This is a genomic window from Xanthomonas sp. DAR 80977 (assembly GCF_041240605.1).
In the GTDB taxonomy this organism is placed as follows: domain Bacteria; phylum Pseudomonadota; class Gammaproteobacteria; order Xanthomonadales; family Xanthomonadaceae; genus Xanthomonas_A; species Xanthomonas_A bundabergensis.
This window is the reverse complement of record NZ_CP162487.1, coordinates 3,150,343-3,165,810: the sequence shown is the minus strand read 5'-3', so window position 1 is coordinate 3,165,810 and position 15,468 is coordinate 3,150,343. Positions and strand designations below refer to the sequence as shown.

The following is a 15,468-nucleotide window of genomic DNA, read 5'->3' as shown; positions in this document are numbered from 1 at the left end:
CCTGGAAGACTGCCGCAGCCCGCGTCAGCGGTTGCGGCCGCTGGCGTAGCGCCCCGCGGGCGCCTGGGGTTACGGCGCGCCCGCGGCTACAGCTTGTGCATCCACTCGCGGCTCAGGTCCACCACCTGGTCCGAGGCCAGGCCCAGTCCCACCGCCACCGCGATGCCGCCCAGCCACGAGACCAGCATCAGGCCGCCGTCGCGTTCCAGCAGGGCCAGCGAGAACAGCAGCAGCATCGCGCCGAAGGCGTAGTTGGTGAACGGGATCGGCAGCGACAGCAGGATCCCCAGCACCACCAGCAGCAGGCCGCTGAACGCGCGTGCCGGCAGCGTCTCGACCAGCGCCGGCAGGCGCGGCTTGAGCAGCTTGTCCAGCCGCCGCAGCCACGGCGCGATGCGGCGCACGAAGCGCTGCATGGTGCGCCGGCGCGGGCCGCGTTCGCCGATGAAGCGCGGCAGCCAGGGCTTGCGCAGGCCGATCAGCATCTGCGCGCCGATCAGCGTCACCAATGGCCCGCTGATCCCGCCGGCCAGGCCCGGCACCGGCAGGAACGCCGGCAGGATCGCCACGAACAGGAACACGCCGAACGCGCTGTGCTGCAGGTCGGCCAGGATCAGCCGCAGGCGCAGCTGTTCGTCCGGATCGCCGAGCAGGAAGGTGTCGAGCAGGGTGCGGATGCCTTCGGCGCTGTAGCCATGGCCGGGGTCCGCGTCGGGCGCGTCACCCGATGATGTCATCGCTGTTCTCGTCCTGCAGCTTGCTCAGCAGCAGCTTGTCCACGCGCGCGCCGTCCAGGTCGACGATCTCGATGCGCCAGCCGGCCCAGTCGAAGAACTCGCCGGCGTGCGGGATGCGGCCGAAGTAGTAGATGCACAGGCCGGCCAGGGTGTTGTAGTCGCCTTCCTCGGCGTTGGGCAGTTCGGCGCCGCCGAGCAGCTCGCGCAGGTCCTCGATCGCCAGCGAGCCGTCGATCAGCAGCGAGCCGTCGGCGCGGGTCACCACCAGCGCGTCCTCGTCGGCGTTGTCCACCGACTGCAGGCGCCCGACCACCGCGCCCATCAGGTCGCTGATCGTGACCAGGCCCTGGATCTCGCCGTATTCGTCCACCACCAGCGCCATCGACTGCTGTTCCTCGCGGAAGATCTCCAGCAGCTTCATCGCATGGGTGGATTCGGAGACGAACAGGGTCTCGCGCAGGCTCTGGAACAGCTGGGTGGCGTTGCCGTCCATGCGCGTGACCAGCGATTTCACCTCGAGCACGCCGGCGATGTCCTGGTCGCTGCCGCGGTACACCGGATAGCGCGAGAACTCGTGCTCGCGCATCGCCTGGAAGTTGCGTTCCGGCTCGGCATTGGCGTCGAGCCAGGCGATGCGGTTGCGCGGGGTCATCAGGCTGTCGGCGGTGCGGTCGCCCAGGCGCATGACCCGGTTCATCATGTCGCGCTCGTGGCTGTCGATCACGCCGGCCTCGTGGCTCTCGGCCACCAGCATGCGGATCTCCTCTTCGGTCACCGACGCCGATTGCTCGTTGCCCAGGCCGAGGATGCGCAGCACCAGCCGGGTCGAGTGCGACAGCACCCACACGCCCGGGGCGGCGATCCGGGCCAGCCAGCCCATCGGCATCGCGACGAAGCCGGCGATGACCTCCGAGCGGGTCAGCGCCAGGCGCTTGGGCACCAGTTCGCCGAAGATCAGCGTCAGGAAGGTGATCAGTACGATCGCCAGGGTCTTGCCGATCAGCGCCGACCAGGGCTGCGGCTGGCCGATCAGGGAAAAGCTGGCCGACAGCGCCGGGAACCACGCCTGCAGCTTGATCGCGATCGCCTCGCCGATCGCATCGCCGCCGAACACGCCGGTCAGGATGCCGATCGCGGTGATGCCGATCTGCACCGTGGACAGGAAGTTTTCCGGGTTCTCGGCCAGCGCCAGCGCCTTGGCCGCGCGCGTGCTGGATTGCGCCATCTGCTTCAGGCGGCTCTTGCGCGAGGTCATCAGCGACATCTCGGACATCGCGAAGAAGCCGTTCAGCAGCACCAGGGCTACCACGATCAACAGTTCAAGCATGCGCGCGCTCCCTGGCGGCAAGGGAAGCGGGGACATGGGCGCCTGGGCGGCGCGGGGGAGGGGGGCTAGGGTGGTCGTCCATAGGGTGCGCCGAGCGACGGCGCGGCTGCATGGTAGCAAACCCGGGCGGCGGCCGCGTCCACGCCGCGCCCGGCGCCGCCGCCGGTCGCCGGATTAACCCGTTTTGTCAGCAAACGGTCATAATTCCGCCCCGGTGCCGTCCCTCCCGCGACGGCGGGATTGCGCTTCATGTTCTCGTTGCAGACCATCTTCGGTTCCGGCAAGCAGTTCTACACCCTGCTCGACGAGGCGGCGCAGGCCGCCTACGACAGCACCAAGGCGCTGCATTCGATGATGCGCGAGTCGGATCGGCAGCCGGCGCTGGACGCCTTCAAGCTGGCGCGGCTGCGCGAGCGCGCCGCCGCCGACAAGATCGGGCAGGCGCTGGTCGACAGCTTCATGACCCCGATCGAGCGCGAGGACATCGAGGCGCTGGGCTCGGCGCTGTACAAGATCCCCAAGCAGGTGGAGAAGTTCGCCGACCGCTATTCGCTGGCGGTGCAGCACCTGGAGCACATCGATTTCGCCCCGCGCGCGGCGATGCTGGAGCAGGCCGCGGCGGTGGTGGTGGAGATGGTCCACGACCTGCACAACATGCACCTGGACCGGATGAGCGCGCTCAACGACAAGCTGCGCTCGCTGGAGAACGAGGCCGACCGGCTGATGCTGGAGCTGTACCGCGACATCTACTCCGGGCGCCTGGACAACCTGCAGATGTTCCTGCTCAAGGAGTTCTTCGAGATCCTGGAGAAGGCCATCGACCGCTGCCGCGAGGCCGGCGTGGTGGTCTACCAGATCGTGCTGAAGAACTCGTAATGGGCACGGTCCGGATCCGCTGCATGCGCGGCCGCGCCGCCATGCCCGCCGCCGCGACGTCCGCCTGCGGCACTGCCGCCGGCGCGAGGAACCCACGATGCTGACGCTGGTCCTGATCGTGATCCTGGCCGCGCTGGTGTTCGAGTTCATCAACGGCTTCCACGACACCGCCAACTCCATCGCCACCGTGGTCGCGACCAAGGTGCTCAGCCCCGGCTGGGCGGTGATCCTGGCCGCCGGCATGAACCTGGTCGGCGCGCTGACCGGCACCGCGGTGGCGATGACCATCGCCTCGGGCCTGCTCAACACCGACGTGGTGGCGGTCACCCCGCAGGTGATCCTGTGCGCGCTGCTCGGCGGCATCGTCTGGAACCTGATCACCTGGTGGAAGGGCCTGCCGTCCTCGTCCTCGCACGCCTTGATCGGCGGCCTGTGCGGCGCCGGCCTGGCGGCCGCGCACAACAACTGGGGCGCGCTGATCTGGTCGCAGAACGTCGGCGACTGGGCCAAGAACAAGGGCCTGCTGTGGAAGGTGTTCGTGCCGATGATCACCTCGCCGATCGCCGGCTTCCTGCTCGGCATCGCGGTGATGCTGCTGCTGTGGGCTATCATCGCCGGCATGGCCGGGCTCGGTGGGCGCATCGGGCGGCTGGCGCGGCCGCGCTGGGTCAACGCCTTCTTCGGCAAGGCGCAGATCGCCTCGGCCGCGTACATGGGCTATGCGCACGGCCACAACGACGCGCAGAAGACCATGGGCATCATCGCCATGACCCTGATCGGCGCGCAGAGCACCGGCGCGCTGGACGACCTGCCGGCCTGGCTGGCGTTCCTGCACCCGGCGGCCAGCCAGGGCCAGGGCATCGCCACCTGGATCGTGCTGACCTGCGCGGTGGTGATGGCCGCCGGCACCGCCTCCGGCGGCTGGAAGATCATCAAGACCCTGGGCCACAAGATGGTCAAGCTGCACCCGATCCACGGTTTCGCCGCGGAAACCAGCTCGGCGACGATCCTGACCCTGGCCGCGCACTTCGGCATGCCGGTGTCCACCACCCACAGCATCTCCACCGCGATCATGGGCGTGGGCTTCGCCAAGAACCCGCGCTCGCTGCGCTTCGGCGTGATCGAGCGCATCGTCTGGGCCTGGATCCTGACCATCCCGGCCGCGGCCGGCGTGGCGTATTTGATTTTCCGATTGTTTGCGCTGTTCGGGTGGACGTGACGGGCGGGGATTGGGGAGTCGGGATTGGGGATTCGTAGAAGCGGGTCTGGCGCGCGCCGAGCCCGCTGTTGCCAATCCCGAATCCCCAATGCCGAATCCCGGCTAATTGGCCCGATACAGCGCGATCACATCCCCGCGCAGCGCGCGCTGGCTGTCGGCGCGGTGGTAGAACATGACGGGCGGGGATTGGGAATTCGGGATTGGGGATTCGTAGAAGCGGGTCTGGCGTGCGCCGAACCCCGCTGTTGCCAATCCCGAATCCCCAATGCCGAATCCCGGCTAATTGGCCCGATACAGCGCCAGCACATCCCCGAGCAGCGCGCGCAGGCTGTCGGCGCGGTGGTAGAACATGACGGGCGGGGATTGGGAATTCGGGATTGGGGATTCGTAGAAGCGGGTCTGGCGTGCGCCGCACCCCGCTGTTGCCAATCCCGAATCCCCAATGCCGAATCCCGGCTAGTTGGCCCGATACAGCGCCATCACATCCCCGCGCAGCGCGTGCTGGCTGTCGGCGCGGTTGTAGAACATGTGCCCGCCCGGATAGTTCCTGACCTGCACCCGGGTCGGGTCGCTGCCCATCACCGGCATCTGGTCCACGGTCAGCACCGAACCCATGAACGGGCACGACAGGTCGTTCCAGCCGTGCACGATCAGCACCCGCAGCTTGGGATCGATCGCCACCGCCTGGCGCAGGTCGGTCACCGAACCCTTGCGCAGTTCGTCGTTCCAGTCCCACAGCTTGTTCACGTCGTAGTTCAGCGCCTGGTAGCGCGCATCCACCTTCCAGCCGACCACGCGGGTCACGAAATCCACCATCGCGGTGGTGGTCGGGGCGATGATGCTGTCCAGCAGCGGGTCGTTGGCGCGCTGCTCGGGCGCGTTCGGGAACGGGTCGAACGCGGTCACGTTGGAGTCGTAGCGGCTGCCCAACTGGCCCTTGTCGCGGAACACCTCGCGCAGGTAGGCCTGGGTCTCCAGGCGGCCGCCGGCGCGGCGCACGTACACCGGGTCCAGCCCGGTCATCGCCGCCACCTGCTGGATCATGCGTTCGCTGCCGGCCGGGTCCGAGCGCCCGCGCAGCAGCGCGGTGACGTAGTCGCCGCGGGTGTAGTCGATCACCTGGCGCATCGCCTCCGGGGTCAGCCGCTGCTCGCGCTCCAGGTGCGCGGCGGCGATCGAGGGCAGGGTCAGCATCCACGCCAGCGGCGACACGTCGCCGTTGTCGTCCAGGGTCGGGTTGAGGTACGGCGAGACCAGCACCACGCCGTTCATCGCCACGCCCAGCTGGGTCTGCAGGTAATGGGTGATGCGCGGGCCGCGGAAGCCGCCGTAGCTCTCGCCGACCAGGTACTTGCGCGACTGCAGGCGCTGGTTCTTCAGCAGCCAGTCGTAGATCGTGCGCGACAGGTATTCGATGTCGGCCTGCGGGTTGTAGAACAGCTTCTTGGCCTGCTCGTCGGCGACCCGCGAACGGCTGAAGCCGGTGCCGACCGGGTCGATGAACACCAGGTCGGTGAAGTCCAGCCAGGTGCCGGGGTTGTCGCGCAGCGTCGCCGGCGCCGAGGCGCTGTCGCCCTCGCTGCCGAAGGTGACCACCTTCGGCCCGATCGCGCCCAGGTTGAGGTACACCGAGGCGGCGCCGGGGCCGCCGTTGAGGGCGAAGGTGACCGGGCGGTCCTTGCCGTCCACGGTGTAGGCGGTGAACACCACGTCGGCGACGGTCTTGCCCTGCGCGTCCTTGACCGGCAGGGTGCCGACCGTGGCGGTGTAGCTGAGCGACTTGCCGTCGACGCGGGTGACCTGGCGCACCTTCGCATCGGCCGGCAGCGCGGCCGGCCTGGCCTGCTCGGCGCTGTCGGCCTTGTCGGGTTTGTCCGCCTTGTCGGCGCTGTCGGCATCGGCGGCCAGTGCGGCGGAGATCGGCAGGACGGCCAGCAACAGCGCGGCCAGCAGCGGCTTGGACAGGTTCGGCACGGGGAGGGCGCTCGGCAGAAGGGAAGCCGGCATGCTAGGCCGCGCCGCGGCGCGCGCGGATGTGCACAAAGGCATGGTCGGCGCGGGGCGCGATCCCGATGGCCTGCGCGCATTGCCTGGATCGTCGCCTCCGCCGCCGCGGCGTCCTACCAGGCCAGCGCCGGGTCCGGATCCGGGCAGCGCGGCAGCGGGCGGCAGATGAAGGCCAGGATATAGATGCTGTCGTCGCGCGGTGCCGCGGGCGCAGCCGTCGTCGCCGGCGCTGCCGGGGTGGGGGCGACCTCGGCCACGCTGAGGTCGCGCGCATAGGCATCCAGGCGCAGGCGCCGCAGCGTCGCCTGTGCGGCCACGGGCGCAATCGTGGTCGGCGTCGGCGTCGGCCGGCCGATCGCGATGCGCGGGCGCAGCGTCGGCGCGGCGATGTTGCGCGGCGGCATGCGCAGCGCCGCGCTGGCGATCGGCGCCGTGGCGATCGGCGCGCTGCGCTCGGCCACGGCCAAGCCGGGCCGCTGGCGGATGCCGATCGGCCCCGCCGGCACGCGCAGCGGCGGCCGCAGTCCCGGCCGCGCGATCAGCGTCGGGGTCAGGCGCAGCTGCCGCAGCAGGCCGGGGTCGAAGCCCAGCGCCGGGCCGGCCGCGGTCGGCGCCGCTGCGGACGGCTTGCGCTGCACCTGGATGTCGCGGGCGAACACCACCGCCACCGGATACGCGGTGCACGGGCCGTGCGCGGGCGACTGGCCGTCGCTGAGCTGCCGCGAGGCATCGGCGAAGCGCCAGAAACGCGCGGTGAAGGCGTCGGCGCTGAACCAGGGCCGGATCAGCGCGGCCGAGCTGAACTCGAAGCGCAGCGAGGCGATGCCGGAATCGCCGCCGGCCCCCAGCCGTGCGCGCAGCTCGGCCGGCGCCTCGGCCAGCGCGGCCTCGATCTCCGCGCCGCTGAGCTCGAAGCGCCGCCAGGAACCCTCGTCCAGCGCGTTGCTGGGCGCATAGCTGGTCGGATAGACCTGCAACTGGTCGCTGGCGCGGGTCAGGGTGTCCATGTCCGGATTGCAGCGTCCCTTCCATTCGCTGAGCGTCTGCCACGGCGATTTCGCGCCGAGCCCGCCGACCTGCGCCTGCGCCTGCTCGACCGCGTCGCGGTAGCCCAGCGCGACCCAGTCGGCCAGCGCGCCGTCGAGCCCGCGCTGCAGCGCGGGCTGCTGCAGGTCGTGCCAGGCCTGCATCTGCGCGGCGCTGCCGGCGACGGCGGTGGCCTGCTGCGCCAGGTAGTCCTGTTGCAGCAGCAGGTAGCGGTCGCGATAGCTGCGGTAGGCGAGCGCGGCATCGCTCGGCAGGCGCCGGCCTTCCTCGTCCTGCCGGTACAGCACCGCACAGGCGGCCTGGTAGTCGGCCTCCTCCTGCGCGGTGCGGGTGGATTGGGCGAACTCGGCCTCGCGCAGCACCTGCGCGTAGACGTCCCACAGCAGGGTCTGGGCGTCGCCGTTCCAGGCGGGGCCGTCGGGAATGCGGTTGGCCAGCAGCGAGAATTCGATCAGGCGATCCATCGCGCCGTCGCCGAGCAGGTCCAGCGCGGCGGGCGCGAACGCCAGCGGCGTGACCGGGAAGCTGAGTTCGCTGTCGTCGCTGCCGAACACGTGTTCGGCTTTGGCCATCAGGGCCAGTTGGGCGGCTGCGTCCATTGCAGGCGGTTCCTTGAAAGGGGAAGCATCAGGCGCGCGCGCGGACGGCAGGCGGCGCGCAGCCGCCTGCCGTCGTGCCGCGGCGCCGCTCAGATCCAGTCGGTGATGCTGGGCAGCGGATCCGGCGACTTCGGGAACACATGGCACTTGAAGCCGATGATCTGGGTGCCGTCGACCCGCATCGTCTGGCTTTCGCGGTCGTAGTGCGCCTGGCTGGAGCGTTCGCCGCTGGCCGAGCTGCGCCCGTGCGAACCGCCCAGGTGGAACGGGCCGAACGAGAACACGCCGCCGCCGCTGGCGGAGGAGCGCTGCCAGGACTCGGCCATGTCGCTGAAGCCGGAGGACTTGGCGAAGCACAGGGTCAGGTCGCGGACCAGGATCAGCGAGGTCGGGTAGGCCGGCAGCAGGCCCTTGGCCGGGGTGGCGCCGTCGGAGGCGAACTGGCCCTTGGCCTCGGGATTGTTCTGGTCCATGCGCCAGCTCTTGCTCATCAGGAACGCGGTCTTGAACCAGGGCCGCACGATCGGCATCTGCGCGATGCTGAACTTCATGCTGAAGTGCTCCGAATCGAACTGCACGTGCGACTGGCTCTCGCCGCTGGCGTTGCTGACCCGGCCGCCGCCGCCGAAGATGCCCAGGAAGCCGCCGGCGGCGCTGGTGCTGGAACGGCGCATCGCGTAACTGGAGTTGCTCGAGCTGTTGTAGTCGGAGGAGCTGAAGCCGAATTCGGTCCAGCCGGCGTTGTCCATGAAGTTGCCCGGCACCACCGAGCTGTAGAAGAAGTCGCTGCCGGACACCAGGCTGGTCAGCCGCGCCTTTTCCAGGTCGTCGCGGTACTGCTGCTTGAGCAGGGCCATGTCGCGCTGCATGACCTGGTCGATGAACGCGGCGATCTGCTCGTAGTCGTTCTTGTAGCCGTTGGAGACCCAGTCCGACATCGCCGCCTTGACCTTGTTGCGCAGGATGTTGGCGTTGATCGCCCAGTTCTGCACCGCGCGCTGGTCGGCCGCGGCCAGGCCGTCGATGCGCTGGCTGTTGTACTCCAGCGCCGCGCTCATGTAGTCGACCATCTTCTCGTTGTAGGCCTTGACCAGCGGGCTGGGTTCGGTGACCTGGGTCTCGCTGTCGTCGATCAGGTTCTTCTTGGTGGTGGTGGTCTGCAGCAGGCCGCGGAACTTCTCGATCTTCTTCTTGAGATCGTCCGGCAGCTCGTTGTGCATGACCTGGCTCATGCGCAGGATGTACTCGTAGCGGTCGGACAGGGTGCCTTCGTTGTTCATCACGCTCAGCGCGGAGAACTGGTTGTTGACGGTGGCGGCCAGGTCCGGCACGAAGTCGACCAGGCGCGAGAAATCCTCGGCCTGCTTCAGCAACTGCGCCGCATCGCTGCCCTTCAGCGCTTCCAGCTGCGACGGGGTCAGTTCCGGCGTGGTGGTGGTGCCGTCGGGCTGGGTGCTGCGCATCTCGTCCAGCGCGGCCTTGCGCACCACGCCGGTGAGGCCCTGCTTCATGAAGCGCACGTCTTCGGGCTGCAGCGGGATGCCGGGCGTGGCCCAGCTGAAGAAATTGTCTTCCGACTTGGGGACGGTGTCGTCGCCGTTGGTGAGGACGTTGTAGACCTTGCCCATGACCGAGTTGAGCATGACGTCCGGAGTGACGAGTGCCATGAAAGTGCTCCTTGCGTTGATGGTGGGCGGCGTTCCCGCCGCCCTGCTGGTTACGGAAGATCGGCGATGACCGCGCCGTAATAGTTGTCGATGAAGTCCTGCTGCGGGATCGCCAGGTCGAAGCTGTTCTCGCCCCACGACCAGATCGACAGCAGCACGTCGTCCTTGTGGAACTTGAGCGTGCCGTCGCCGTTCTGCGGACCGTCCATCACCGCCACGGTGATGTTGTTGAGGCCGACCACGTAGTGGTTGGGGAACAGGTCGAGCAGGAACTGGCTGTCGATCGGGCTGTCGCTGCTGCGCGCTGCGTGCAGCAGGTTGCTGTGGATCAGCAGCGCCACGTCCCGGCCTTCGCGGAACTCGATGCCGGTGGCGTGCGGGATGCCGGCCGGGGAGGCCCAGTTGCCTTCGTCGCTGACCTGCGCGTAGATGCCGGTGGCGCGCAGCCAGCCGGCCAGTTCTTCCGGCCTGGTCAGGCCGGCCAGGGTCTGCTCCGGATCGCCGACCCAGCTTCTTTGCCAGAACGGCTGGTCGGTGTTGCGGATCGCGCTGAGCAGCATCCAGTCGGCGCCGAAGGTGCCGGTGCTCAGGCTGCCGTAGTCCTGCGCCAGCAAGGTGTCCTTGGGCTGGATGGAAAGATCGCCGAGGTCGGCGCTGCCGTTGTCGTACAGCGTGGTGGCGAAATTGGCGAACCCCAGCGGATCGCGGCTGGCCCACATCAGCAGCAGCGCCGCCGGACCGCACAGGTTCAAGGCGCCCTGGCGGAACAGGCGTGGGTTGTTGACCAGATCGAGCAGGCGATCGGCCACTTCGGTGCGGTCCAGTCCATTCCATGAACTGGTACCGTCGCCGTCGCGGAAGGTGCCGATGACGTTGCGCGCCTCGTCGATGTCGGAGACGGTGCGGGTGTCGTTGGCGCGGGTGTCGGTGAGCAGGGCGTCGAGCTGGTCGAGATCGTCGAACGCCGGAGTATCGGAGCTGTCGCTCATATGTGGATTCCTTTTCGTGGTTGATTCCTGGAGCAGCCGGCGCAATGCGGGCTACTCCAATCAACAACGCCGGTTGCGAGGAAAACCGGACAGCGTGCGCGGCATTTTTTGCGGGCACGCTGGCGCATGCATGCGGCACCCGAGGTGGCCGCTATGTCAGGGCGATGACGTAATGCGCGCGGGCGAACTTGCAGGAGGGACTTCAGTCCCGGCGCGTTTGCGGCACTGCGCTGTGGCTTGCTTCGTTCGTCGCGACTGAAGTCGCTCCCACAGGTGCTTGCGCGCAGTTGGCTGAGGAACCTGGGGAAGAACTTCAATGCCGACGTTTTCGCGGCACGGGGAGGTGGCCTGCTTCGTTCGTCGCGACTGAAGTCGCTCCTGCAGGGGCTTGCGCGCAGCTGGCTGGGGAACTTGGGGAGGGACTTCAGTGCCGACGTTTTCGCGGCATGGCGAGATGGCCTGCTTCGTTCGTCGCGGCTGAAGTCGCTCCCACAGGTGCTTGCGCGCAGTCGGCTGAGGAACCTGGGGAAGAACTTCAATGCCGACGTTTTCGCGGCACGGGGAGGTAGCCTGCTTCGTTCGTCGCGACTGAAGCCGCTCCTGCAGGGGCTTGCGCGCAGCTGGCTGGGAATTTATGGCAAGGTCTTCAGTCCCGCCGCTTTCGCGGCATGGCGAGGCGACCCGCTTCGCTTGTCGCAGCTGACGCGGCATCTGCAGGATGCCGCGCGCTTGCACGGGAAGGTCGTGCCGCCGCCACACCAATCCCGAATCCCCAATCCCCAATCCCAGCCCCTCAGACCTCCAGCGACGCCAGGTCGCCCTTGGTCTCCAGCCACTGCTTGCGGTCGCCGGCGCGCTTCTTGGCCAGCAGCATGTCCATCAGCGAGCGGGTCTCGTCGCCTTCGTCCACGGTCAGCTGCACCAGCCGCCGCGTGTCCGGGTGGATGGTCGATTCGCGCAGCTGCTGCGGGTTCATTTCGCCCAGGCCCTTGAAGCGGGTCACGCTGAGCTGGCCCTTGAGCTTCTCGCGCGCGATCTTCTCCAGCAGCGAGCGCTTCTCTTCCTCGTCCAGCGCGTAGAACACCTGCTTGCCCACGTCCACGCGGAACAGCGGCGGCATCGCCACGAACACGTGGCCGGCCTTGACCAGCGCCGGGAAGTGGCGCAGGAACAGCGCGGTCAGCAGGGTGGCGATGTGCAGGCCGTCGGAGTCGGCGTCGGCCAGGATCACCACCTTGCCGTAGCGCAGCCCGGTGATGTCGTCCTTGCCCGGATCGCAGCCGATCGCGATCGCCAGGTTGTGCACTTCCTCGGAGGCCAGCACGCTGCCGGAGGCCACTTCCCAGGTGTTGAGGATCTTGCCGCGCAGCGGCAGGATCGCCTGGAAGTCCTTGTCGCGCGCCTGCTTGGCGCTGCCGCCGGCCGAGTCGCCCTCCACCAGGAACAGCTCGGTGCGCGACAGGTCCTGGCTGATGCAGTCGGCCAGCTTGCCGGGCAGGGCCGGGCCGGAGGTGACCTTCTTGCGGGTGATCTGCTTTTCGGTCTTCAGCCGCGCGCTGGCGCGGTCGATCGCGATCTGCGCGATGCGCGTGCCGGTTTCCACGTTCTGGTTCAGCCACAGGCTGAAGGCGTCGTGCGCGGCGCCTTCGATGAAGCCGGCGGCCTGGCGCGAGGACAGGCGTTCCTTGGTCTGGCCGCTGAACTGCGGATCGGTCATCTTCAGCGACAGCACGAAGGTGACGCGGTCCCACACGTCTTCCGGCGCCAGCTTGACCCCGCGTGGCAGCAGGTTGCGGAAGTCGCAGAACTCGCGCAGCGCGTCGGTGAAGCCGCTGCGCAGGCCGTTGACGTGGGTGCCGTGCTGCGCGGTCGGGATCAGGTTGACGTAGCTTTCCTGCACCAGCTCGCCGTCGGCGACCCAGGCCACCGCCCAGTCCACGATCTCGCGGTCCTTCTTCAGGTTGCCGACGAACAGGTCCGCCGGCAGCAGCTCGCGCTCGGCCAGCTCGCCCTTCAGGTAGTCGCGCAGGCCGTCCTCGAAGTACCAGGTGTCCTGTTCGCCGGTGGCCTCGTCGTGCAGCTTCACGGTCAGGCCGGGACACAGCACCGCCTTGGCGCGCAGCAGGTGGCGCAGCGCGCGCACCGCGAACTTGGGCGTGTCGAAATACTTCGGGTCGGCCCAGAAGCGCAGCCGCGTGCCGGTGTTCTTCTTGCCGACGCTGCCGACGATCTCCAGCTTCGAGGCGGGGAAGCCGTCGCCGAATTCCATCCGGTATTCGTTGCCGTCTCGCTTGATGAACAGCTCCACCTTCTTCGACAGCGCATTGACCACGCTGACGCCGACGCCGTGCAGGCCGCCGCTGAAGGTGTAGTTGCGGTCGTTGAACTTGCCGCCGGCATGCAGCCGGGTCAGGATCAGTTCGACGCCGGAGATCTTCTCTTCCGGATGGATGTCCACCGGCATGCCGCGGCCGTCGTCGGCCACCTCGCAGCTGCCGTCCTTGTAGAGGGTCACCTCGATGTGCCGGGCGTGGCCGGCCAGCGCCTCGTCGACGGCGTTGTCGATGACTTCCTGCGCCAGGTGGTTGGGGCGTGCGGTGTCGGTGTACATGCCGGGCCGGCGCTTGACCGGGTCCAGGCCAGAGAGAACTTCGATGTCGGCGGCGTTGTAGCGGGTATTCATGCGTCTCAACAGGTGGCGCGAAGCAGATCCGGAAGTGTGCGGTCTGCGGCGGCTTTTTGCACGTCGCCGGTGTTCAGGGCCGGTGCCGGGGCGGTGCGCTAGCCTTGCACTGGAAAAACCGCGACGGCATCCCCATTGTCGTTGCAGCCTCACACAGGAGTACGCCATGAACGTTCGCAAGCTGTTGACCCTGGCCGCGCTGGTCGCCGCCGCGGTGGCCATCCCGGTCGCGATGGCCCAGGCGCAGAGCGCCGATCCGGCCGCTTCCGGCGCGGCCGCCTACGAGGCGCAGGTCGCGAAGGAGAAGGCCGAGGCCGACGCCAAGGCCAAGCGCCGCGCGGCCGCGGCCGCCGAGCACAAGGCCGGCAAGGACGCGGCCGCGCCGAAGAAAGAGGAAGAAGAGGAAGCGCGCAAGCCCTGAGCGCGCGCCCCGTTTCTCTCTGCGACGCCCCGGCTGCCGCCGGGGCGTCTTCGTTTGTGCGGTCGATCGCTCCGAAAGCGCTTGGGCAAATCGGCTTCACCCGTTAAACTATGGCTTTCCGGGAGGCCTTAGAGCCATGACCCCCCTGATCTTCGTTACCGGCGGCGTAGTGTCCTCGCTTGGCAAGGGCATCGCGGCCGCTTCGCTTGCGTCCATTCTCGAAGCACGTGGCCTGTCGGTCACGATGATGAAGCTGGACCCCTACATCAACGTCGACCCGGGCACGATGAGCCCGTTCCAGCACGGCGAGGTGTACGTCACCGACGACGGCGCCGAGACCGACCTGGACCTGGGCCACTACGAGCGCTTCGTGCGCACCCGCCTGTCGCGCAAGAATTCGGTCACCACCGGCCGCATCTACGAGAACGTGATCCGCAAGGAGCGCCGCGGCGACTATCTCGGCGCCACCGTGCAGGTGATCCCGCACATCACCGACGAGATCCGCCGCTGCGTGGACGAGGCCACCGCCGGGTTCGACGTGGCGCTGGTGGAAATCGGCGGCACCGTCGGCGACATCGAGTCGCTGCCGTTCCTGGAGGCGATCCGCCAGGTGCGCACCGAGCGCGGCGCGGAGCGGGCGCTGTTCATGCATCTCACCCTGGTGCCGTACATCGCCGCCGCCGGCGAGCTGAAGACCAAGCCGACCCAGCACTCGGTCAAGGAACTGCGCTCGATCGGCATCCAGCCGGACGTGCTGCTGTGCCGCTCCGAGCAGGCGATCCCGGATTCGGAGCGGCGCAAGATCGCGCTGTTCACCAACGTCTCCGAGCGCGCGGTGATCAGCGCCGCCGACATCGACGTGCTCTACGGCATGCCGCTGGAACTGCACCGGCAGGGCCTGGACGAGATCGTCATCGACCAGTTCAAGCTGCGCGACAAGGTCGGCCCGGCCAACCTGTCCGAGTGGGAGGCGGTGGTCGACGCCACCAAGCACCCGCTCGACGAGGTCACCATCGCCGTGGTCGGCAAGTACGTGGACCACCAGGACGCCTACAAGTCGGTCGGCGAGGCGCTCAAGCACGGCGGCCTGCGCCAGCGCACCAAGGTCACCTTGAAGTGGCTGGAGGCGCAGGAACTGGAAGGCAGCGACCTGTCGGCGCTGGCCGACGTGGACGGCATCCTGGTCCCAGGCGGCTTCGGCGACCGCGGTTTCGAAGGCAAGGTGCTGACCTCGCGCTATGCGCGCGAACACCGCGTGCCGTACTTCGGCATCTGCTACGGCATGCAGGCGGCGGTGGTCGACTACGCGCGCCATGTCGCCGGCCTGGACGCCGCCAACAGCACCGAGAACGACCGGCAGTCGCCGTATCCGGTGATCGGCCTGATCACCGAGTGGCGCACCGCCAGCGGCGATGTGGAGAAGCGCGACGAGAAGTCCGACCTCGGCGGCACCATGCGCCTGGGCCTGCAGGAGCAGCGGCTCAAGCCCGGCACGCTGGCGCGCGAGATGTATGGCAAGGAGGTGGTGGCCGAGCGCCATCGCCACCGCTACGAGTTCAACAACCGCTACCGCACCCAGCTCGAGGACGCCGGCCTGGTGATTTCCGCCAAGTCGATGGACGACACCCTGGTGGAGATGGTCGAGCTGCCGCGCGAGGTCCATCCGTGGTTCCTGGCCTGCCAGGCGCACCCGGAGTTCCTGTCCACCCCGCGCGACGGCCATCCGCTGTTCATCGGCTTCGTGCGCGCCGCGCGCGAGAAGAAGGCTGGCGGCAAGCTGTTGAAGGAAGCGCGGGCGTAGTCCTTCTCCCATCGGGAGAAGGTGGCGCGAAGCGCCGGATGAGGGTACGGGCGCAGCCACGCGCAGCCGATTTTCATGAGGCTGCGCCCGTACCC

At 68.4% G+C, this 15,468-nt stretch carries 11 protein-coding genes; 4 read left to right on the top strand and 7 right to left on the bottom strand.

The features are described 5' to 3' along the window. Positions 1 to 86 precede the first annotated feature (86 nt). Together AB3X10_RS13355 and AB3X10_RS13350 are read right to left on the bottom strand one after the other, a co-directional pair. On the bottom strand, positions 87 to 737 hold the full coding sequence (locus AB3X10_RS13355) for an exopolysaccharide biosynthesis protein (protein ID WP_369975551.1): 651 nt from the start codon (positions 735 to 737) through the stop codon (positions 87 to 89). Then, positions 721 to 2,064 (bottom strand): hemolysin family protein, encoded by a 1,344-nt coding sequence (locus AB3X10_RS13350; protein ID WP_369975550.1) that lies wholly within the window; start codon positions 2,062 to 2,064, stop codon positions 721 to 723. Before AB3X10_RS13350 ends, AB3X10_RS13355 begins: the two co-directional genes overlap by 17 nt. 249 nt (positions 2,065 to 2,313) lie before the next feature. Between AB3X10_RS13350 and AB3X10_RS13345 the strand changes: the two genes are divergently transcribed. Further along, positions 2,314 to 2,940: a DUF47 domain-containing protein gene (locus AB3X10_RS13345; RefSeq protein WP_145700335.1), complete on the top strand. Its 627-nt coding sequence runs from the start codon at positions 2,314 to 2,316 to the stop codon at positions 2,938 to 2,940. A 97-nt stretch (positions 2,941 to 3,037) separates the two neighbouring features. After that, on the top strand, positions 3,038 to 4,159 hold the full coding sequence (locus AB3X10_RS13340) for an inorganic phosphate transporter (RefSeq protein ID WP_369975549.1): 1,122 nt from the start codon (positions 3,038 to 3,040) through the stop codon (positions 4,157 to 4,159). 456 nt (positions 4,160 to 4,615) lie between these two features. Here AB3X10_RS13340 and AB3X10_RS13335 read toward each other — a convergent pair whose 3' ends face one another. The 5 genes from AB3X10_RS13335 to parE form a co-directional block, all read right to left on the bottom strand. Continuing rightward, complete coding sequence (locus AB3X10_RS13335) at positions 4,616 to 6,166, bottom strand: S10 family peptidase (protein WP_369975548.1); 1,551 nt, start codon at positions 6,164 to 6,166, stop codon at positions 4,616 to 4,618. Between the two features lie 113 nt (positions 6,167 to 6,279). Further along, a complete protein-coding gene (locus AB3X10_RS13330) occupies positions 6,280 to 7,812 on the bottom strand; it encodes a hypothetical protein (protein ID WP_369975547.1) in 1,533 nt (510 codons plus the stop codon). 89 nt (positions 7,813 to 7,901) lie between these two features. Continuing rightward, positions 7,902 to 9,479 (bottom strand): hypothetical protein, encoded by a 1,578-nt coding sequence (locus AB3X10_RS13325; protein ID WP_369975546.1) that lies wholly within the window; start codon positions 9,477 to 9,479, stop codon positions 7,902 to 7,904. Between the two features lie 50 nt (positions 9,480 to 9,529). After that, entirely contained in the window at positions 9,530 to 10,468 is a 939-nt protein-coding gene (locus tag AB3X10_RS13320) for a hypothetical protein (protein WP_369975545.1), read from the bottom strand. Between the two features lie 793 nt (positions 10,469 to 11,261). After that, positions 11,262 to 13,151, bottom strand: a complete 1,890-nt coding sequence (parE, locus tag AB3X10_RS13315; RefSeq protein WP_369975543.1) for a DNA topoisomerase IV subunit B — start codon at positions 13,149 to 13,151, stop codon at positions 11,262 to 11,264. A gap of 166 nt (positions 13,152 to 13,317) precedes the next feature. On the opposite strand from parE, the gene AB3X10_RS13310 reads away from it, so the two are divergent. Next, positions 13,318 to 13,572: a hypothetical protein gene (locus tag AB3X10_RS13310; protein ID WP_145700321.1), complete on the top strand. Its 255-nt coding sequence runs from the start codon at positions 13,318 to 13,320 to the stop codon at positions 13,570 to 13,572. Positions 13,573 to 13,708: 136 nt separating this feature from the next. Then, positions 13,709 to 15,373, top strand: coding sequence for a CTP synthase (locus AB3X10_RS13305; RefSeq protein ID WP_369975541.1), 1,665 nt, complete (start codon positions 13,709 to 13,711; stop codon positions 15,371 to 15,373). The last annotated feature ends 95 nt before the right edge of the window (positions 15,374 to 15,468 follow it).